This is a genomic window from Rhodococcus sp. LMD (assembly GCF_056108245.1).
On record NZ_CM148557.1, the window covers coordinates 3,496,062 to 3,516,396 of the forward strand.

Below are 20,335 nucleotides of genomic sequence, written 5' to 3' on the forward strand. Positions count from 1 at the left end.
ATGCCGGAGGTGGATCTGCTCACCGCTCCCCTGGCCGAGCTGCTGTCGGCGTTCGGCACCGGCGCCGTCGCCACCGATCCGGCCGCGGCACTGCGCTCCTGCACGGAACTGGTCGAGGGCGTACACACGGTGGGCCGGGCCGCGCTGGGCGAGCTCGCGTGGGACTGGGCGGGCGCTGCCGCCGAGACCGCCGTCCGCAGCGGCGAACGGGCCCTGGCCGACCTCGTCGCCGCCGCCGACCGCGGGACGGCCATCGCCGACGTCGCGGTGGACGCGACGACGACCGTCGTGACCGGCGCCGCCGAGATCGCCCGGCTGATCGACTCGTTCACGACGCTGGCCGAGCGCTCCGCTCCCCTTGCCGCCCTCCCGCAGGCACAGATGATGCTGCTGGTGGCGGCCGTCGAGCACATCGCAGCGGGACTCGACGTCCTGGCCCGGGTCACCTCGGCGCTGGCGGAGCACACGGCACGGATGGCAGAGCTGATGCCGTCGGATCCTGCCTCGGCCGCACCGCCGGGCCAGGATCCGGCCGTGTCGCCGGGCCAGGATCCGGCCGTGTCGCCGGGCCAGGGTCCGGCCGCGTCGCAGTCCGGCGAGCCGCGGGCCTTCGGCGGCCCCGGAACCGAGGTGCGGCTACCGGACGGCAGCGTGGCCGTCGCACCGAATCGGGCGGCGGCCGATGCGGTGCGTCACGCGCTCTCCCAGCAGGGCACGCCCTACGTGTGGGGTGGGACCGTGCCGGGGCAGGGCCTCGACTGCAGCGGACTGACCCAGTGGGCGTACGGACAGGCCGGAGTACAGATTCCGCGCCTGGCCCAGGATCAGGACGTGGGAACCGCAGTCGATGCGAGCGCGGTGCAACCCGGCGATCTCGCGGTGTGGGACGGGCACGTCGCGATGATCGTCGGAAACGGCCTCATGGTCGAGGCGGGTGACCCGGTGCAAGTGTCGCCGATCCGGACCACGAACAGCGGGATGGGATTCCAGGGATTCTTCCGGCCCACCGGGTGACACGGGAACCGATCGGTGCGGGTGCGCGTCCAAGTCCGGTATGGACACCCCGGAGACGACCATCACGACGGCGACCGCCCGGAACCGGGCCGGCACCATCTCGGTGCGCACCACCGAACAGGGCCTGCCCGTCGACCTTCACATCGATCAGAGCGAACTACGCTACGGCACAGCACAACTGGCCGAGCAGATCGTGTCGCTGTGCCGACTCACGACACTCGAGGCCGCCGCGCGGCACCGAGAGGAACTGGCGGACGGAGGCATGCCGGAAGGACTGCTGAACCGGCTGGGCCTGACCACCCACGATGCCGTGCAGCGGGCGCGCCGCGACGACGGGCACGCGGCCGGAACTCGTGCGGCGCTCCGGTGGTGAGCGCGATGTCGGCGAGCGACCAGCGCGTGACGGAGATCGTGGAGAGTGTGCGCACGAGGCTCGGGGCCCTGCAGGACTGCGTGGCCGCGCTCGGCGTGGTCTCGGGCACTGCGACGAGTCCGGACGGTCTCGTGCGGGCCGAGGTGGACGGCAACGGCGCCCTGACCGGACTGTGGCTCGCCGAGACGTTGCGCGGGCACCGCACCCGGGACGTGGCGGCATCGATCCTGGCCACGGCGCACGAGGCCGCACGGGTCGCCGCCGCCGAACGGGCCCGTCTGCTCGGGGATCTCCGTGGCGCGCTCGGGTGACGGCTGTCTCACCGCCGCTCCGCTATGTCTTCGGCCCGGAGGTGGCTAGGCTTGGCGACCATGGCTGGAGACATCGTCCCGATCGAGCTCGGTCTCACCGACGGCGACGTCGCGACCCTCTGGGCGCCGCGGTGGCGCGAGGGCGACGACGAATGGGAGGCGTTCCTGGGCCACGGTGACGATCTGTATGCGTTCGGCGCGGTGGCCGAGCTCGTTGCGTTCGTCCGCTCCGGCGCCGACAACGACCTCGTCGAGCATCCGGCCTGGCCGGTCGTGTCGAAACTCGCGGCGGAGGAGTTCGAGCCGGACGAGAGCCATTCGTACGACCTGATCGGCGTGCCGGAACTCGTGGCGGACGACGCGGATCCGGAGTCCGTCGCCGAACTGCAGAACACGTTCGACATCGCGTCCGTCCTCGGCGACGTGTGCGAACTCGAGCCGGTGACGAAGTTCTTCGAGCGCGCCGAGATCGAGGCGCTGCTGAGCCACGGAGTCGCGGCGTTCGAGGGCCGCGAGGGCGTGGAACTGTGGAATCGGGTCGGCGCGGCCGTCGCCGAGGACTGGGACGCGGTGCTCGACGCGATCGACGGCGTCGTGAAGTCGCCCGAGGTGGACCCCGAACTCGTCGCCGAAGCCGAGGCGGAACTCGTCGCGGCCGAGGAGAACGTCGTCGAGGCCGAGGACGCGGCCGAGGAGGCGGAGGACGAGGAGTACGAGTTCGTCGACGGGGACGAGGACGAGGAGACGAGCTTCTGGACCGCGGTCGGGATCGACCCGGTCAAGATCATCGCCTCCGACGGCACGTGGTTCACCCTGCGCTGCTACGTCGACGACGATGCGTTGTTCCTCGGCCGGGACGGGACGATCCTGGTGTTCCCCACCGAGCGGGCGCTGGCGCGCTATCTCGCCGACCACCACGACCACGACCTGGCGGCGCTGAGCACCTACGACGACATCCGGCACGCGGCGACGGACGGTTCCCTCGAGATCGACGTGACGGACGAGAACGTGTACGTGCTGCCCGGGATCGCGGACGACATCGAGCACGGCACCGAGGCGGTGGACGCCGATCAGCTGGATCTGGCGGTCGAGCTGTTCACCGACGCCGCGAACTACGCCGAGGACGACAGCACCGACGCCACGCTGGCCGGCTCCACCGAGCTGGGCTGGTTCGTCAACTACGTGCTCGAACCGGATCCGACACGGCTCGCGCCCAGCGCGCCGTTCACCGCGGAGGCAGAGGCGTGGCGGGCTCTCGAGCGGGAGTTCGAGGCCCGGCTGCACAAGCACTGATCGATCGCCGGAGCACCCGGCGCAGTATCGGCGGGGCGACCAGCCGCCCCGGCGGGTCCACCATCGCCGCGACCCGGAAGAATGCGCGGACCACCTCGGCATCCTGCACGGCAGCGGCGTGGACGAGCGGCAGATAGCGGTTGGCCACGCGCACTTTCGCGCCGCGCCGGCCCTGGACCTCCGGCCAGGCTAGGTCACCGCCGGTCGCCATGTCCCAGGGCACGGCGACGACCTTCGCCACGTCCCGGAACCACCGGTGCGGGTCCGGTTCCCGGCCGCGGGCAAGGTGTTCGGCGAGGAGCACGGCTTCGAACGCCGCGACGCTCATGCCCTGCGCGTAGATCGGGTCGAAGCTGCACACCGCGTCGCCGATCACCAGCAGCCCCTGCGGCAGCCGCCGGCACCGTTCGTATCGCAAGCGCCGGCTCGCCGGAAAGTGGTACGACCGGGGTGCGTCGAGCGGCTCGGCGTCCCGGATCGCGTCGTACACGTCCGGCCACGGCAAGGACCGCACGAAGTCCACCCAGCCCTCCGGTGAGGCCGGGGGCCGGTGACCGAGCATGCCGACCGCCGTCACGAGACAGCGACCGTTCTCGATCGTCTGGAGGGCGGCGCCGCGCGGGTCCGGCGGGGACGGCGCGAGCAGAATACCCAGGTCGCCGCCCATGCGTGCCGGATCGGCAGGGTAGGTACGGGTGACGTACGTGAGATCGACGCGGACCTCCTCCCGCTCGGGTGGGGGGTATCCGAGCTGCTCGAGCCACGCCGGGGTTCGCGAACCACGCCCGGTGGCGTCGACGACGAGATCGGCGTCGAGCACTTCCTCGACGCTGCCGTCCGCCCGGCGGAGCACGCGCACGCCGGTGACCCGTCGACCGTCACCGCTCACCATCGCCCCCAGCGCGTCGCACCGGTCGACGATCCGCACTCCGGGCAGTGCGGCGACGCGGGACCGGATCCGATGTTCGAGATTCGGCCGGCTCGCGCTCACCGCCGTCAGGCCGCTCTCCGTCTGCCGGAGGCGGTGGCCGCCGAGATACCAGCGCACGTCGCCGCACTGGTCCACCAGCGGCGCCCCGTCTGCGACGAGCTCCGCGGTGAGGCCGGGCAGCAGATTCTCGATGGCGCGCATCCCGCCGGCCACCAGCACATGGATGTGCCGTCCCTGCGGTACACAGCGCCGCGCCGCGGCACCGTCCGGCAGCCGGTCGTGATCGATCACCACCACATCCGAGTACGCATCCGACAACACCCGTGCGGCAAGCAAACCGGCCGTTCCCGCTCCGAGCACCACGGCACGATCACCGATTCGTGTCACCATTTCCGGCACCTCCTCGTTCGAGTGCGAGAAGCATGCGGCCGGATTGTGCTCGGTCACCAGTCCGTTCGGTGCTCGGTCGTGCTCACTGCCGGCGGCCGTACACCTCCTGGTCCCACAGCCACGACACGATCCGCTCCACACCTGCGGTCAGATGCCTGCGATAGGTGCTGAACGGCAGTCCGAGCGCCGCTGCGGCCGATTCCTGGGTTGCGGCCGGTCGCAGGTACGTCCGATCCACGGCCCGCAGCAGTTTGTCGTCGCGGGGGTGGTCGGCCAGGGTGGCGACCGCGTCGCGGAGCACCTCCTCGAGCAGCGCGACGTCGGGTTCCCCGGAGCCGGTCCGGTCGTGGAGCACTCGAGTTCGCAGCAGCGGATTGCGGGCGAGGAGATCGTGCCGCCGCAGGTCGTGCAGGCCCTGCTTGACCGACTGCGCGAACTCGGGTTGGGAGAGGACGAGCAGCACGGGTGCGCCGGGCGCGGACGGGGACGGACCGCGGGCCAGCGCCCGGTCCGTCACCCGCTCGAGCCAGGCGTCGACCGGGACGCGCCGGAAATCGTGGGCGAACAGACCGAACCGGCGGCCACCGACGACGAAATCGCCGCCGGCGACGCGCGGCAGATCGGCCACGGCGAAGTAGTCGTCCCACCGGTCCGGCTCGGCCAGGGCGAGCACGTCGTAGGCAAGGCCCCGGGTGGTGAGGCATCGCTGGATCGTGAGAATCGGGACTGCGTTGAGCGTCGGCGAGGGGTCCTGGTACTCCTCCCGGTCCACGACGAACCGGGTCTGGGTGACGACCTCGCCCTCGCGCACCGGCGTACATCGCTGTGCGACCCGCCATCCCGCCGCGGCACCCGGGTCGCGGACCCGATCCGCCTCGGCGGCGCGGGTGAGATCCAGCAGCCCGATCACGCCGCGGACGGTCCCGTCCAGGTACCGGAGCACGAAGAAGCCGTCGGGTTGCCGTGCGAGCCACCACTGTGCGTGCCGGGCGGACTCCTCTCCCTCCGCGGTCCCGATCAGCTCGACGACCGCCGCGCGGTCGGCAGCGGTGGCGGGCTCGGGATAGTGTCGGCCCCAGCTCTCCCACTGCACGGGCGACAGCACGCCGGCGAGGTTGCGGAACACGAACTCGAGATCGAAGATCGCCTGCTGTTGCCGCCGGCCGGTCGTCGAGTCGAGCGCCCGATGGATGTGCCGCCACACGAGGCGGAAGACGTCGGCATAGCTGTCGGCGTCCCGCCACCACAGGTCGGCGTCGATGACGTCGCGGGCCAGGTCGTGAGGATGGAGCCCGTCGGCGCCGGTCTCGACGAAGGACAGGCTCCGAAGCCACCGGAACGCGTCGTGCGCACAGTCGTCGTCCGCGCCGAGCGCGTCCCGCAGGAGCGATTCCGTGGTCACGCGGGCGAGTGCGCACACCTCCAGTGCCCGCCGGTGGACCGTGCCGGGTTCCTCGTCGACGAACCGGCGCAGCAGAGTTCCCACCAGGTCGGGGGTCAGCGGATCGGCGTCGGCGCTGCCGCCGCGGAGCACCGCGTCGGCGAGCAGCGACAGCGCCAGGGGGTGGCCGTGGGTCACGCGGCAGAGACGCTCGTGCAGGTCGTCCCGGACCCCGGCGGCGCGCAGGTATTCGACGCTCTCCCGGGGAGCGAGGTTGCGCAGCGACACCACCCGCAGCAGCTCGCCCCAGGCGAGATCCGAGCGCCACTGCGGCGACGGTGGATCCCGCCCCGCGATCACGGTCACCGCGTCGTCCGGGAACCGCGGCAGCAGATTCCGGCGGATCCAGCCGTCGATCGGTGCGAGTGCCTCGTACGTGTCGATCACCGTCACGAGGCGTTGCCCGGACGCGGTGGCGATTCGGTCCGCGCCCACGTCGAGGTGCTTCTCCAACGCGGCGAGGACGGCGGCCGGATGGGGGACGAGGTCCCGCCCGTCGAGACGCACGAGAGCCGACCCGGCCCCCGCGGCGAGATCGGCGACCTCGTCGAGCAGGCTGGTCTTGCCGATCCCTCCGGGTCCGTACAGGTACAGCACCGAGAACGGGGACCGGGGTGCGTCGAGGGCGGCACGTACCAGCTCGAGTTCGGCCGCACGCCCGACGAACCGGCGGCGTCGGCGCGCGGCGAGCACGTCGCCGAGAGTTGCCGAGGGCGGGACGCGGTCCCTCATACCCCCGACCCTACGAGGTGGCGGCCGCCGGCGGTACCGTCAGCCGATCAGGACGGCGTAGCCGGGCTTGATCACGTCGTCGATGATCTCGAGCCGCTGATCGAACGGCAGGAACGCGGACTTCATCGCGTTGATCGTGAACCGCTCGAGGTCGGACCAGCCGTACCCGAACGTCTCGACCAGCCGCATCATCTCCTTGCTCATCGTCGTGTCGCTCATCAGCCGGTTGTCGGTGTTGACGGTGACGCGGAACCGCAGGCGTGCCAGCAGGTCGAACGGATGCTGTTCCAGGGTGTCGACGGCGCCGGTCTGCACGTTCGAACTCGGGCACAGCTCGAGCGGAATCCGCTTGTCGCGCACGTAGTTCGCCAGCAGACCGAGAGTGGCGGTGCCGTCCTCGGCGACGGTGATGTCGTCGACGATGCGCACACCGTGACCGAGGCGGTCGGTGCCGCAGAACGCGATGGCCTCGTGGATGGACGGCAGTCCGAATGCTTCCCCCGCGTGGATCGTGAAGTGCGCGCTGGCGGCGCGCATGTACTCGAAGGCATCGAGATGCCGGCTCGGTGGGTAGCCGGCCTCGGCACCGGCGATGTCGAACCCGACGACGCCGCGGTCGCGGAACCGCACCGCGAGTTCGGCGATCTCACGGGACCGGGCGGCGTGCCGCATCGCGGTGAGCAGCAGCCGCACCCGGATGGGCTGGGCACCGGAGGCCTCCACCGCGGACTCCCCCGATCGGAAGCCCTCGAGCACGTGCTCGACCACGGAGTCCAGGTCGAGTCCCCGCTCGAGATGCTGTTCGGGGGCGAAGCGGACCTCGGCGTAGACGACGCCGTCGGCGGCGAGGTCGAGCACGCATTCGCGGGCGACCCGCTCGAGGCCGTCCGGGGTCTGCATGACGGCCACCGTGTGCGCGAACGTTTCGAGGTAACGCTCGAGCGAGCCGCTGTCGGCCGAGTCCCGGAACCAGCGCGCCAGTTCGGGTTCCGTGCCGGCCGGCAGCCGGTAGCCGCAGGCCTCGGCCAGTTCGAGCACGGTTCCCGGCCGCAGACCGCCGTCCAGGTGGTCGTGCAGAAGTACTTTCGGCGCGGTCCGCAGCGCGGGTTCGGTCAGTGTCGTCGCCGGCTCCGTCATGCCCCGACGGTAGTCGGCTAGGCGGTGATCCGCTCGACGACGAGCGGTCGTGTCGCCGGCGCGGAATCGGCGATGTGCACGCCCTCGCCGAGGGTCGCCATCGCGGCGGGGAACTTCACCGGGGTGTCGGTGTGCAGGGTGGCGATCGTGTCCCCGGCGCGGACCCGGTCCCCCGGCTTCGCGTGCAGCTCGATCCCCGCCGCAGCCTGCACGGGTTCGCCCTGCCGTTCCCGGCCGGCGCCGAGTCGCCATGCGGCCACGCCCACCGCCATCGCGTCGAGTTCGGCCAGCACGCCGTCGCCGGGTGCGCGCAGTTCCTCGGTGTACCGGGCCGCGGGCAGCGGCGCGTCGGGGTCACCGCCCTGCGCGGCGATCATCGCGCGCCACCGGTCCATGGCGGTGCCGTCGCGCAGCCGGTCTGCGGGGTCGACGTCGTCGCGACCGACGGCGGCGAGCATCTCGCGGGCGAGGGCGAGGGTCAGCTCGACCACGTCCGACGGGCCGCCGCCGGCGAGCACCTCGACGGCCTCGCGCACCTCGAGGGCATTGCCGGCGGTGCGCCCGAGCGGGACGTCCATCCGGGTGAGGAGCGCGGTGGTGTGCAGCCCCTCGTCCTCGCCCAGCTCGACCATGGTGCGGGCGAGCTCGCGGGCGTCGCCCAGGTTCTTCATGAACGCCCCGGAGCCGACCTTGACGTCGAGGACGAGGGCGCCGGTGCCTTCGGCGATCTTCTTGCTCATGATCGAGCTGGCGATCAGGGGGATGGACTCGACCGTGCCTGTGACGTCGCGCAGGGCGTAGAGGCGGCGGTCGGCCGGGGCGAGATCGGCGCCGGCCGCGCAGACGACTGCACCCACCGCCGGGTCGGCGAGGATTTCGGCGATCTCGGCGGTGCTCAGTTCCGCCCGCCAGCCGGGAATCGCCTCGAGCTTGTCGAGGGTGCCGCCGGTGTGGCCGAGTCCGCGGCCGGAGAGCTGGGGTACTGCGACGCCGCAGGCAGCGACGAGCGGAGCCAGCGGAAGGGTGATCTTGTCGCCTACGCCGCCGGTGGAGTGCTTGTCGACGGTGGGCAGGCCCAGTCCGGTGAAGTCGAGACGCCGGCCCGAGTCGATCATGGCGGTGGTCCAGCGGGCGGTCTCGGCGCGCGTCATGCCCCGGAAGTAGACCGCCATCGCGAGGGCCGCCATCTGCTCGTCGGCGACGACACCACGGGTGAACGCCTCGATGATCCAGTCGATCTCGGCGCCGCCGAGTTCCTTGCCGTCCCGTTTGCGGGTGATGATCGACAGGGCGTCAGGCACGATCGGTCCCTCCCGCCTCGCGCACCGCGTCCAGGTCACCGGGCCCGAACGCGTCCGGCAGCAGTTCGGAGAGGGGCCGCGGACCGCGACGCGTGTCGACCTCGAGTTCGGGACCGCCGTGTTCGGCGAGGATCTGCCGGCAGCGCCCGCACGGGCTCAGGACGGCCCCACGCGCGTCGCAGACGGCGACGGCGCGCAACCGCCCGCCACCACCGGAGATCAAGTTACCGACCAGTACACATTCGGCACACAGGCCCACTCCGTGTGAGACATTTTCCACATTGCATCCGACGACGATCCGTCCGTCGTCCACGAGCGCCGCAGCCCCCACCGGGAAACGGGAGTAGGGTGCGTACGCGCGGCCCATCACCTCATGTGCTTTGGCGCGCAAGGTTTTCCAGTCTACGTCCGGCATGGTTGCCCATCCTGTCACGGTGGCCGATTCCACGGTCCACCGCCCCGTCCGGGCCAGATCACAGTTGGAAAGGCATACCTAACTTGTTATTTGGCGGCCGTACGAACCGCCACGCGAATTAGTTCCCGACTTTCGGATAGGACTAAAGTCGGTCGAAGTCGGTTCAGGTTCACGTCGAGCCCGTGCTGCGGAATCCCCCAGAGGCTGGAGAGGCTCGACGCGTCCACCATTGACGTTGGAGGCACAGCACTCGATGAGCAGCACGACTGAAGCCGCTCCCGCACCGGGGCGCACACGGTCGCTTTACCGGGGAGACCCGGGCATGTGGTCCTGGGTTCTGCACCGGATCACAGGCGTGGCGACATTCTTCTTCCTTTTCGTCCACGTCCTGGACACGGCACTCGTCCGGGTGAATCCCGAGACCTACGACAGTGTCATCGAGACCTACAAGAATCCCGTCGTCGGTCTCATGGAGCTCGGGTTGGTGGCGATGGTGCTCTACCACGCCCTCAACGGCCTGCGCGTGATGCTCGTGGACTTCTGGTCCAAGGGCCCGCAGTACCAGCGGGTGATGCTCTGGACGGTCCTGGCGATCTGGTTCGTGGTGATGATCCCGGCCGCCGGTCGCATCTTCTACAACATGTTTGCGGGGCACTGAGATGACTGAAGCCAAGACTCTCGGCACGGCGTACGACCGCCCGGCCAGCCTCGACAATCCGCGCTCCCCGCGCCGCGCCGCGAAGAACAACTTCGAGCTCTACGCCTGGTTGTTCATGCGCCTGTCCGGTCTCGCCCTGATCATCCTGGTGCTCGGCCACCTGTTCATCATGCTGATGCTGGACGAGGGCGTGCACCGCATCAACTTCGCATTCGTCGCCGGACGCTGGTCCAGCCCGTTCTGGCAGTTCTGGGACCTGTCGATGCTCTGGCTCGCGCAGCTCCACGGCGGCAACGGCCTGCGCACCGTCATCGCGGACTACTCCCGCAAGGACTCGACCCGATTCTGGCTCAACACGATCCTGGTCGTGTCGATGATCCTGATCATGGGCCTGGGCACCTATGTGATCTTCACCTTCGACCCCAACATCGTTGCGAGCTAGGGGAGCTACGACTTCATGCAGGAACATCGTTATGACGTGGTCATCGTCGGTGCCGGCGGCGCCGGCATGCGTGCGGCCATCGAGGCCGGTCCCCGCGCCCGCACCGCAGTTCTGACCAAGCTCTACCCGACCCGCAGCCACACCGGCGCCGCGCAGGGCGGCATGTGCGCCGCCCTCGCGAACGTCGAGGAGGACAACTGGGAGTGGCACACCTTCGACACCGTCAAGGGTGGCGACTACCTCGTCGACCAGGACGCTGCGGAGATCATGGCCAAGGAGGCCATCGACGCGGTGCTCGACCTCGAGAAGATGGGTCTGCCGTTCAACCGCACCCCCGAGGGCAAGATCGACCAGCGCCGGTTCGGTGGCCACACCCGTGACCACGGCAAGGCCCCGGTACGGCGCGCCTGCTACGCGGCCGACCGCACCGGTCACATGATCCTGCAGACGCTCTACCAGAACTGCGTCAAGCACGACGTGGAGTTCTTCAACGAGTTCTACGCCCTCGACATCTCGCTGACGCAGACCCCCGAGGGTCCCGTCGCCACCGGCGTCATCGCCTACGAGCTCGCCACCGGCGAGATCCACATCTTCCACGCGAAGTCGATCGTGTTCGCCACCGGCGGCTCGGGCCGGATGTACAAGACGACGTCCAACGCGCACACCCTCACCGGTGACGGCATGGGCATCATCTTCCGCAAGGGCCTGCCGCTCGAGGACATGGAGTTCCACCAGTTCCACCCGACGGGACTCGCGGGCCTGGGCATCCTGATCTCCGAGGCCGTGCGCGGCGAGGGCGGCATCCTCCGCAACGCCGACGGCGAGCGCTTCATGGAGCGCTACGCCCCCACCATCAAGGACCTCGCGCCCCGCGACATCGTCGCCCGCTCGATGGTGCTCGAGGTGCTCGAGGGCCGCGGCGCCGGCCCGAACAAGGACTACGTCTACATCGACGTGACGCACCTCGGTGAGGACGTCCTCGAGGAGAAGCTCCCGGACATCACCGAGTTCGCCCGCACCTACCTCGGCGTCGACCCCGTCACCGAGCTCGTGCCGGTGTACCCGACCTGCCACTACGTGATGGGCGGCATCCCCACCAAGATCAACGGTGAGGTGCTGCGCAACAACGAGGACGAGGTCCCGGGCCTGTACGCCGCGGGCGAGTGCGCCTGCGTCTCCGTCCACGGCGCCAACCGTCTCGGCACCAACTCGCTGCTCGACATCAACGTGTTCGGCCGTCGCGCCGGCATCGCCGCGGCCGAGTACGCCAACACCCACGACCACGTGGACCTGCCGGAGGACCCGGCCCGCAACGTCGTGGAGTGGCTCGAGCGGATCCTGGGCGCGGGCGGCAAGGAGCGCGTGGCGGACATCCGCAGCGAGCTGCAGCAGTCCATGGACAACAACGCCTCGGTGTTCCGCACCGAGGAGACGCTCACCAAGGCGCTCGAGGACATCCACGCGCTGAAGGAGCGGTACAAGAACATCACCGTCCAGGACAAGGGCAAGCGCTACAACAGCGACCTGCTCGAGGCCGTCGAGCTGGGCTTCCTGCTCGAGATGGCCGAGGTCACCGTCGCCGGTGCGCTCAACCGGAAGGAATCGCGCGGCGGTCACGCCCGCGAGGACTTCCCGAAGCGCGACGACGAGAAGTTCCTCAAGCACACCATGGCCTACAAGGAGGGGACGGAGCTGATCTCCCCCATCCGCCTGGACTACAAGCCGGTGGTGCAGACCCGCTACGAGCCGATGGAGCGGAAGTACTGATGACAACCCTCGAGAAGAACGAAGCCGACGTCTCGAACCTGCCACCCGTGCCCGAGGGCGCCACGATGGTCACCCTCAAGATCGCGCGGTTCAACCCCGAGGACGGCAAGGGTCAGCACTGGGACAGCTTCCAGGTTCCGGCGCTGCCGTCGGACCGCATGCTCAACCTGCTGCTCTACGTGAAGGGCTACCTCGACGGCACCCTCACGTTCCGCCGCAGCTGCGCGCACGGGGTGTGCGGCTCGGACGCCATGCGGATCAACGGCGTCAACCGCCTGGCCTGCAAGATCCTGATGAAGGACATGCTGCCCAAGGACGGCAAGCCGGTGACCATCACCGTCGAGCCGATCCGCGGCCTGCCGGTCGAGAAGGACCTCGTCGTCGACATGGAGCCCTTCTTCGACGCGTTCCGCGCCGTGAAGCCGTTCCTCATCGCCACGGGCAACGAGCCCACCCGCGAGCGGATCCAGTCGCAGGCCGACCGTGCCCGGTTCGACGACACCACCAAGTGCATCCTGTGCGCGTGCTGCACCACCTCGTGCCCGGTGTACTGGAACGACGGCAGCTACTTCGGTCCCGCCGCCATCGTCAACGCGCACCGGTTCATCTTCGACAGCCGTGACGAGGGCGCCGCCGAGCGTCTCGACATCCTCAACGACGTCGAGGGCGTGTGGCGCTGCCGCACCACCTTCAACTGCACCGACGCGTGCCCGCGCGGCATCCAGGTGACGAAGGCGATCCAGGAGGTCAAGCGCGCGCTGCTGTTCGCTCGCTGATCCCCGTACCCGACGAAGGCTCCGCACTCGATCCGAGTGCGGAGCCTTCGTCGTCGTGTCAGCCCGGGACGACCACCCCGCGGCCGCGGATGCTGCCCTCGCGTAGCCGCCGGTAGGCCGTGGGTCCCTCGTCGAGGGTGAACGTCTCGGTGTGGATGTCGAGCCGGCCGGCACGGGCCAGGTCCACGACGTCCATCAGCTCGGACCGCGTGCCCCAGTACGGCGTCACGACGGACGCGCCGAACGGGATCATGAAGAAGCCGACCTTGGCGTGGGCGCCGGCATGGATGCCGACCACCGAGATGTGCCCGTCGATCGCGACCACCTGCTGCGCCGTGTCGATCGTCGACTGGGCGCCGACGAAGTCGAACACCGCCGTCGCGCCCTCACCGCCGGTCAGCTCCCGGATCGCGTCCGCCGCCCCGGCGCCCGACTTCACCGCCGCGTCGGCGCCGACCTCGCGGGCGAGCGCGAGTCGGTCGTCGTCGAGATCGACGGCGATCACGCGGGCCGCGCTGACGGCGCGCAGGATCTGGATGCCGACGTGCCCGAGTCCGCCGACCCCGATGACGACCGCGGTCGAGCCGGGTCCCAGCAGGGGCAGGACCCGCGAGATCGCGTGGTACGGCGTCAGGCCCGCGTCGGTGAGCGGAACCGCCGCGACGGGGTCGAGGTCCCCGATCGGGACGAGGTGGCGCGCCGAGTCGACGATCATGTACTCGGCCATCGACCCGGGCGAGCCGAGACCGGGCGGGGTGATGCCCAGCTCGGCGGCGCGGGTGCAGTAGTTCTCCCGGCCGCGCGCGCACGCGTGGCACGCACCGCACCCCCACGGCCCGTACACGGCGACGGCGTCCCCCGTCTCGAATCCGGTGACGCCGGCGCCGAGTTCGGCGACGGTGCCGACGCCCTCGTGGCCGAGGGTGAGGGGAAGACCGTAGATGTACTGCTCTGCCGGCATGTCCATCACGAAGATGTCCGAGTGGCACAAGCCGGCCGCGGTGACCTTCAGCAGGATCTCACCCGGCCCGGGCGCCGGGGTGGGGACGTCGACGACGACCGGCTCGGAGCCGATCTCGGTGTACTGGAGGGCTTTCATGCGCCCGACTCTACGGCCGGGAAGGTGCGCCCGCCCGGCACTGGAGCGAATCTTCCGCTGCACGACGCCGGCCGTTCCGGCTCCGGACGTCAGGCGGTTCGGACGAGCATCTTGCCGACGTTGCGCCCGCGCATGAGGTCGAGGAAGGCATCGACCGAGTTGCCGATGCCGTCGACGATCGTCTCGTCGAACACCACGTCGCCGGCCGCGAGCCACGGCCCCATCTTCGCCGCGAACTCGGGGAAGACGTGGGTGTAGTGGCCGAGGGTGAAGCCCTGCAGGGTCAGGCCGCGGGTGATGATGTTGGCCATGTTGTCCGGGCCCGCCGTGCGTTCGGTGTTGTTGTACAAGGCGATCGCGCCGCACAGGGCGGCCCGGCCGCCGTCGCGCAGGACGTCGAGGGCCGCCTCGAGATGGTCGCCCCCGACATTGTCGAAGTACACGTCGATCCCGTCGGGCGCGGCCCGGCGCAGCTGACGCCGCACGGGCGCCGACTTGTAGTCGAACGCGTCGTCGTAGCCGTAGCGCTCGGTGAGCATCGCGACCTTGCTCTCGGAGCCGGCGGAGCCGAGCACCCGGCTCGCTCCCTCGAGCCGGGCGATCTGTCCGGCGGCGGTGCCCACCGCCCCGGCGGCCCCGGAGACGAAGACGGTGTCCCCCGGCTGCATGCGGGCGATGTGCATCAGACCGACGTAGGCGGTCAGTCCCGTCAGCCCGAGGATGCCGAGGTAGGCGGAGTTCGGGACCCCCGGCAGCTCGTCGACCACGCGGAAGGCGGCGGCGTCGCCCTGCGCGACGTCGCGCCAGCCCAGATCGTGCAGTACGACCGAGTCGACGGGGTGGGCCGGCGACGTCGACTCCACGACGCGGCCGACGGCGCCGCCGGTCATGGTCTCCCCCAGGGCGAACGGCGGGATGTAGGACTTCACGTCGTTCATCCGTCCCCGCATGTAGGGGTCCACCGAGACGAACTCGTTGACGACGCGGACCTGGTTCGGGCCGAGGTCGGGCAGGTCGGCCGTCACGGTGCGGAAGTCGTCGTGCGACGGCCAGCCGACGGGGCGCCGGACCAGCTGGATCTGGGTGCTAGAGGTCACCGGGTGTGAACCTTCCTCACGTATCGAGCCGCCGGGACAGTCCCGGCGGCTCCGGAGTATTGAACTGACCTTTCCAATATATACTGGACCGGTCATTGCACAACGGGGGATCGGAAGGACGCATGGGACGGCCACCGGGGTTCGACGCCACCGATGTCGTGGAAAGAGCGCGGGATTTGTTCTGGGACAAGGGTTTCGAAGCCACGTCCGTCCCCGAGCTCGAGCGGGCGACCGGCCTGAACAGGTCGAGTCTCTACAACGCCTTCAGCAGCAAGCGCGGGTTGTTCGACGCCGCCGTGCGGGACTACCTCGACCGTGTCGTGCGTCCCCGGCTGCGCGTCCTCACCGACGAACCCGTCGCCGCCGATGCGGCGGCACGCTACTTCCGGGCGCTGGCCCGCACCGTCGCGGCCCTGCCGGACGACTCGCCGCGCCGCGGCTGCCTGCTGCTCAACAGCGCCGCGGGCCTCGCCGCGCACGACGAGGCGCAACGCGCGGTCGTCGCCGCCTACCGCACCGAGCTGGCGACCGCGTTCGCCCACGCGCTGCGCGCCCTCGATCCCGCCGCCGACGGCGAGACGCTGGCCCACCGGGTGCGGGTGCTGGCGTCGCTGTCGCTGAGCACGCTGCTGCTCGCCCGCGTCGACCGGGACGAGGCGGTCGCTACCGCCGAAACCGCGCTCGCACAGCTCGACGAATGGCGCGCGAGCGCTCGCTGAGCAGGACCCCGCCGACCGCACCGGCACCGACGAGCGCCAGACCGCCGCGCAGGCCGGGACCCTCGTGCACCTCCACCCGCGGCGTGATCCGAGCCAGCTCCGGGGGCGGCACGTGGGCCAGGACCAGATTCTCCTTGGACGACGCCGCCCACGCCGTGGCGAACAGCAGCATCCGGGCGGTCAGGTTCGCGAACACCAGCACGCCGAGGATCGGGCCGAACGCCACCCCGGCGGGACCGCTGGTGACCCGGGAGAGGTAGATCGAGCCGACCTGCTTGAACACCTCGAACGCCACGGCGGCGAGCAGGCCGGCCCGCATCGCGCTGCGGAAGGTGACGGGTTCCCGGGGCAGCCGGGCGATCACCCAGGTGAACAGCAACCACGTCGCGCACACGGCGAGGGCGATCGTCGCCACCGTCAGCGCCACCCCGATGCCGGGCACGTTCTCGAGCCGCAGCACCCCGACGAAGAGGTCCATGACGGGTCCGCTGCTCGCGGCCGACAGGGCCAGCGACGCCACGATGGCGAGTCCCAGGCCGAGGAGGGTCAGTGCGTCGTTGACCTTGGTGCGCACGAACCCGTCCTTGACATGCGGATGGTCCCACATCGCCGTGAGCGCGTCCCGCAGGTTGGTGATCCAGCCGATCCCCGCGTACGCGGCGGTGAGCAAGCCCACGGTTCCCACCGCGCTGCGGGATGCGATCGCGGAGTCCACCAGGCCCTGCACCGTCGCGCCGAGCTCGCCGGGGATGTTCTGGGCGATCGCGGTCTGCAGCTGCTCGAGGGTCTCGGGCCGGCCCGCGAGCACGAAACCGGCCACCGAGAACGACAGCATCAGGATGGGAATCAGGGACAGCACACTGAAGTACGTGATTCCCGCGGCGTAGTAGTCGCCCTTCTGCTCCTGGTACCGCAGGCCGGCCCGTACCAGGTGGTCGAGCGACGGATGCGCCGCTCGTTGCCGCTCGAGAAACCCCGGTTTCGACGGTTCGGTGGAATCGTCGGCCATCGGTGGGCAGCTCCTTCCGCGTTCCGCCGCCCCGGGCTGTGCGCGGGGCACGCCCCGGCTACTTGCGGGGCAGGAATCCCACCCTGTCATAGACCTGCCCGAGTGTCCGGGAAGCCACCTCGCGGGCCTGATCGGCACCGGTCGACAGGATGCGCAGCAGCTCCGCCTCGTCGGCGAGGTACTCGTCGACCTTCGCCTGCAGCGGCACGACGAACTCGGTGAGCACCTCCGCGGTGTCGGCCTTGAGATCGCCGTACCCCCTGCCCGCGTAGCCGGCGACGAGTTCGTCGACCGGCCGGCCGGACAGCGCGGCCTGGATGGTGAGCAGGTTGCTCACGCCGGGCTTGTTCTCGGGGTCGAAGCGGATCTCGCGCTCGTTGTCCGTCACCGCCGACTTGATCTTCTTGGCCGACACCTTCGGATCGTCGAGCAGGTTGATCAGGCCGGCCGGGGTGGCCGCGGACTTGCTCATCTTCGCCGTGGGGTTCTGCAGGTCGTAGATCTTGGCGGTGCCCTTGATGATCTGCGGCTCGGGAACGACGAACGTCTTGCCGAACCGGGTGTTGAACCGCTGCGCGAGGTCACGGGTCAGCTCGAGGTGCTGACGCTGATCCTCCCCCACCGGCACGCGCTGCGGCCGGTACAGCAGGATGTCGGACGCCATCAGCACGGGGTAGGTGAACAGACCGACGCTGGCGTGCTCGGTGCCCTCCTTGGCGGACTTGTCCTTGAACTGCGTCATCCGGCTCGCCTCACCGAAGCCGGTGATGCAGCTCAGCACCCACGCCAGCTCGGCGTGCTCGGGTACCTGGCTCTGGACGAACAGCACCGACCGGTCCGGATCGATGCCGACGGCGAGCAGCTGAGCGGCCGCGCGCAGAGTGCGCCGTCGCAGCCCCTTCGGATCCTGCGGCACGGTGATCGCGTGCAGATCGGGGATGAAGTAGTAGGCGTCGAATTCGTCCTGCAACGGAACCCACTGCTGCAGCGCGCCGAGGAAGTTCCCGAGATGGAACGAATCGGAGGTCGGCTGGATACCCGACAGCACCCGCGGCCGGGCGGTCGGCGTGGTGGTGTTCTGTTCTGCAGTGCTCGCCATGGTTGTCGATACTTTCACGTGCGTGGAGGGACACTCCCGGGAGGTCGGCTCCGATCGCGGGGTCCGCCCGGGTCAACGGAACTGCACGGTGACCGGGGCGTGGTCCGACCAGCGCTCGGCATAGGTGGCGGCCCGCTCGACGCGGGCCTCCTTCGCCCGGGCGGCCAGCCCGGCCGTTGCGAGGTGGTAGTCGATCCGCCAGCCGGCGTCGGTGTCGAACGCCTTGCCGCGGTAGGACCACCACGAATACGGGCCGTCGACGTCCGGGTGCAGGGCGCGCACCACGTCGACCCAGCGGCCTTCGGCGAGGAGGGCATCGAGCCAGGCGCGCTCGCCGGGCAGGAACCCGGACTTCTTCACGTTGCCCTTCCAGTTCTTGATGTCACGCTCGGTGTGGGCGATGTTCCAGTCCCCGCACACCACCATGTGCCGGGCCGCGGCCTCGGCCTCGGCGGCGCGGTGGTTCAGGTGCGCCGCGAACGACGCCATGAACCGCTCCTTCTCCTCCTGCTTCGGGGTGCCGGCCTCCCCGGTGGGCAGGTACAGACTGCCGACGGTCAGATCGCCGAAGTCCGCCTCGACGTACCGTCCGGAGGCGGCGAACTCGTCCTCGTCGAACCCGACGCGCGAGGAGTCGGCGGGGCGCCGGGACAGGATCGCCACCCCGGCACGGCCCTTGACCTCCGATTCGGCCGACACGACGTACCACCCGGCATCGAGGGCCGGCGCGATCGCCGCGTGGAACTGCTGCTCGGTGGCGCGCACCTCCTGCAGGCACACGATGTCGGCGGGCTCGGTGGCCAGCCAGGCGAGCAGACCCTTGCCGGCGGCGGCACGGACACCGTTGACGTTGACGGTGGAGACGACATGAGGCACGCCGGTCACCGTAGCGGACGGTCCCGACCCGGAACGACGACGGGACGCCCCCGGCAGGGGCGTCCCGTCGTGTGCGGTCCGTGCGTCAGGCGCGGGCCTTCTGGAGGTTCTCGTCGAGCGCGGCGAGGAACTCCTCGGTGGTCAGCCATGCCTGCTCGGGCCCGATGAGCAGGGCGAGGTCCTTGGTCATCTGGCCGGCCTCGACGGTCTTGATGACGACGTCCTCGAGCTGCTGGGCGAACTCGATCACCTCGGGGGTGTTGTCGAGCTTGCCGCGGTGCTCGAGACCACGGGTCCAGGCGAAGATCGACGCGATCGGGTTCGTCGACGTCGGCTTGCCGGCCTGGTGCTGCCGGAAGTGCCGGGTGACGGTTCCGTGCGCGGCCTCGGCCTCGACGGTCCTGCCGTCCGGGGTCATGAGCACGGAGGTCATCAGGCCCAGCGAACCGTAGCCCTGCGCGACGGTGTCCGACTGGACGTCACCGTCGTAGTTCTTGCAGGCCCAGACGTAGCCGCCCTCCCACTTGAGCGAGGAAGCGACCATGTCGTCGATGAGACGGTGCTCGTAGGTGAGTCCGGCGGCGTCGAACTCCGCCTTGAACTCCTCCTCGTAGATCCGCTGGAACTCGTCCTTGAACATGCCGTCGTAGGCCTTGAGGATCGTGTTCTTGGTCGAGAGGTAGACCGGGTAGTTCTGCTGCAGGCCGTAGGACAGCGAGGCCCGCGCAAAGTCCTGGATGGACTTCTTGTAGTTGTACATCCCCATGACGACGCCGCCGTCCTCGGGAATCCGGCACACCTCGTGCTGGATCGGCTCGGAGCCGTCCTCCGGCGTGAAAGTGATGGTGACGGTGCCCGGGCGGTCGACCTTGAAGTCGGTGGCGCGGTACTGGTCGCCGAAGGCGTGACGGCCGACGATGACCGGCTTGGTCCAGCCCGGCACCAGGCGCGGCACGTTCGAGATGATGATCGGGGCACGGAAGATGGTGCCGCCCAGGATGTTACGGATCGTGCCGTTGGGCGAGCGCCACATCTTCTTCAGGCCGAACTCCTCGACCCGGGCCTCGTCGGGAGTGATGGTCGCGCACTTGACGCCGACGCCGTGCTTCTTGATGGCGTTGGCCGCATCGACGGTGACCTGGTCGTCGGTCGCATCGCGGTGCTCGATGCCGAGGTCGTAGTACTCGAGATTCACATCCAGGTAGGGATGGATCAGCTTGTCTTTGATGAACTGCCAGATGATGCGGGTCATCTCGTCGCCGTCGAGTTCGACGACCGTTCCTTCAACCTTGATCTTGGACATGTGCGCTTCGCGTCCTCCTAGGAAGTGTCCCTGGTCCCAAGTCGATCCCACTTTGTGGGTGCGATCGTGGTCGGCTCAATGAACCATTTATGGCGTGCTCACACGTGCGGAACACGGTCCAAACAAGACGAGCGTACTGCTATCGCCCCGGT

20 protein-coding genes are annotated in these 20,335 nt (G+C 69.8%); 9 read left to right on the forward strand and 11 right to left on the reverse strand.

The genetic code is table 11. The features are described 5' to 3' along the window. The 4 genes from ACWPQI_RS16150 to ACWPQI_RS16165 are packed head-to-tail and all read left to right on the forward strand — an operon-like array spanning position 1 to position 2,991. Positions 1 to 1,014, forward strand: a complete 1,014-nt coding sequence (locus tag ACWPQI_RS16150) for a C40 family peptidase (protein WP_040272521.1) — start codon at positions 1 to 3, stop codon at positions 1,012 to 1,014. Positions 1,015 to 1,054: 40 nt separating this feature from the next. Next, on the forward strand, positions 1,055 to 1,387 hold the full coding sequence (locus ACWPQI_RS16155; protein WP_010594828.1) for a hypothetical protein: 333 nt from the start codon (positions 1,055 to 1,057) through the stop codon (positions 1,385 to 1,387). 5 nt (positions 1,388 to 1,392) lie between these two features. After that, positions 1,393 to 1,698: a YbaB/EbfC family nucleoid-associated protein gene (locus tag ACWPQI_RS16160; RefSeq protein ID WP_010594829.1), complete on the forward strand. Its 306-nt coding sequence runs from the start codon at positions 1,393 to 1,395 to the stop codon at positions 1,696 to 1,698. Positions 1,699 to 1,758: 60 nt separating this feature from the next. Further along, positions 1,759 to 2,991, forward strand: coding sequence for a hypothetical protein (locus tag ACWPQI_RS16165; protein WP_010594830.1), 1,233 nt, complete (start codon positions 1,759 to 1,761; stop codon positions 2,989 to 2,991). Here ACWPQI_RS16165 and ACWPQI_RS16170 read toward each other — a convergent pair. The 5 genes from ACWPQI_RS16170 to ACWPQI_RS16190 form a co-directional block, all read right to left on the reverse strand. Then, complete coding sequence (locus tag ACWPQI_RS16170) at positions 2,924 to 4,312, reverse strand: NAD(P)/FAD-dependent oxidoreductase (protein WP_040272515.1); 1,389 nt, start codon at positions 4,310 to 4,312, stop codon at positions 2,924 to 2,926. The two genes, ACWPQI_RS16165 and ACWPQI_RS16170, sit on opposite strands and share 68 nt — an antisense overlap. An 82-nt stretch (positions 4,313 to 4,394) precedes the next feature. Continuing rightward, positions 4,395 to 6,485, reverse strand: coding sequence for an ATP-binding protein (locus ACWPQI_RS16175; protein ID WP_029540064.1), 2,091 nt, complete (start codon positions 6,483 to 6,485; stop codon positions 4,395 to 4,397). A gap of 39 nt (positions 6,486 to 6,524) precedes the next feature. Next, positions 6,525 to 7,622 carry an adenosine deaminase gene (locus tag ACWPQI_RS16180; protein WP_010594834.1) on the reverse strand — a complete coding sequence of 366 codons (1,098 nt, stop codon included), beginning with the start codon at positions 7,620 to 7,622 and terminating at the stop codon, positions 6,525 to 6,527. A 17-nt stretch (positions 7,623 to 7,639) separates the two neighbouring features. Continuing rightward, positions 7,640 to 8,923 (reverse strand): thymidine phosphorylase, encoded by a 1,284-nt coding sequence (locus tag ACWPQI_RS16185; RefSeq protein ID WP_017679621.1) that lies wholly within the window; start codon positions 8,921 to 8,923, stop codon positions 7,640 to 7,642. Next, complete coding sequence (locus ACWPQI_RS16190) at positions 8,916 to 9,338, reverse strand: cytidine deaminase (protein ID WP_026137505.1); 423 nt, start codon at positions 9,336 to 9,338, stop codon at positions 8,916 to 8,918. The genes ACWPQI_RS16185 and ACWPQI_RS16190 overlap by 8 nt, the downstream gene beginning before the upstream one ends. Before the next feature lie 322 nt (positions 9,339 to 9,660). Here ACWPQI_RS16190 and sdhC point away from each other — a divergent pair, with 322 nt between their 5' ends. From sdhC to ACWPQI_RS16210, 4 genes are read left to right on the forward strand one after another with little or no spacing between them, the layout of a single operon-like run. Further along, on the forward strand, positions 9,661 to 9,996 hold the full coding sequence (sdhC, locus tag ACWPQI_RS16195) for a succinate dehydrogenase, cytochrome b556 subunit (RefSeq protein WP_003935733.1): 336 nt from the start codon (positions 9,661 to 9,663) through the stop codon (positions 9,994 to 9,996). Between the two features lies 1 nt (position 9,997). Further along, complete coding sequence (locus tag ACWPQI_RS16200; protein ID WP_010594838.1) at positions 9,998 to 10,438, forward strand: succinate dehydrogenase hydrophobic membrane anchor subunit; 441 nt, start codon at positions 9,998 to 10,000, stop codon at positions 10,436 to 10,438. Positions 10,439 to 10,453: 15 nt separating this feature from the next. After that, positions 10,454 to 12,205, forward strand: coding sequence for a succinate dehydrogenase flavoprotein subunit (gene sdhA / locus ACWPQI_RS16205; RefSeq protein ID WP_003935735.1), 1,752 nt, complete (start codon positions 10,454 to 10,456; stop codon positions 12,203 to 12,205). Next, positions 12,205 to 12,981, forward strand: coding sequence for a succinate dehydrogenase iron-sulfur subunit (locus tag ACWPQI_RS16210; protein ID WP_003935736.1), 777 nt, complete (start codon positions 12,205 to 12,207; stop codon positions 12,979 to 12,981). The genes sdhA and ACWPQI_RS16210 overlap by 1 nt, the downstream gene beginning before the upstream one ends. Before the next feature lie 58 nt (positions 12,982 to 13,039). On the opposite strand, the gene ACWPQI_RS16215 is transcribed toward ACWPQI_RS16210, so the two are convergent. Then, positions 13,040 to 14,080 carry an NAD(P)-dependent alcohol dehydrogenase gene (locus ACWPQI_RS16215; RefSeq protein WP_010594839.1) on the reverse strand — a complete coding sequence of 347 codons (1,041 nt, stop codon included), beginning with the start codon at positions 14,078 to 14,080 and terminating at the stop codon, positions 13,040 to 13,042. Positions 14,081 to 14,169: 89 nt separating this feature from the next. Next, the gene (locus tag ACWPQI_RS16220) at positions 14,170 to 15,177 is read right to left on the reverse strand and encodes an NADP-dependent oxidoreductase (protein ID WP_010594840.1); all 1,008 of its coding nucleotides are present in this window, start codon (positions 15,175 to 15,177) and stop codon (positions 14,170 to 14,172) included. 122 nt (positions 15,178 to 15,299) lie between these two features. Here ACWPQI_RS16220 and ACWPQI_RS16225 point away from each other — a divergent pair, with 122 nt between their 5' ends. Then, positions 15,300 to 15,896, forward strand: a complete 597-nt coding sequence (locus ACWPQI_RS16225) for a TetR/AcrR family transcriptional regulator (protein ID WP_026137506.1) — start codon at positions 15,300 to 15,302, stop codon at positions 15,894 to 15,896. Here the strand turns inward: ACWPQI_RS16225 and yhjD are convergent. The 4 genes from yhjD to ACWPQI_RS16245 all read right to left on the reverse strand — a co-directional run bounded on the left by yhjD (position 15,841) and on the right by ACWPQI_RS16245 (position 20,183). After that, the gene (gene yhjD, locus ACWPQI_RS16230) at positions 15,841 to 16,905 is read right to left on the reverse strand and encodes an inner membrane protein YhjD (RefSeq protein WP_040272420.1); all 1,065 of its coding nucleotides are present in this window, start codon (positions 16,903 to 16,905) and stop codon (positions 15,841 to 15,843) included. The genes ACWPQI_RS16225 and yhjD overlap by 56 nt on opposite strands. Positions 16,906 to 16,963: 58 nt before the next feature. After that, entirely contained in the window at positions 16,964 to 18,004 is a 1,041-nt protein-coding gene (trpS, locus tag ACWPQI_RS16235; RefSeq protein ID WP_040272418.1) for a tryptophan--tRNA ligase, read from the reverse strand. A 72-nt stretch (positions 18,005 to 18,076) separates the two neighbouring features. Continuing rightward, a complete protein-coding gene (locus tag ACWPQI_RS16240) occupies positions 18,077 to 18,880 on the reverse strand; it encodes an exodeoxyribonuclease III (RefSeq protein ID WP_208643849.1) in 804 nt (267 codons plus the stop codon). A gap of 85 nt (positions 18,881 to 18,965) precedes the next feature. Continuing rightward, a complete protein-coding gene (locus tag ACWPQI_RS16245) occupies positions 18,966 to 20,183 on the reverse strand; it encodes an NADP-dependent isocitrate dehydrogenase (protein ID WP_010594845.1) in 1,218 nt (405 codons plus the stop codon). Positions 20,184 to 20,335 lie beyond the last annotated feature (152 nt).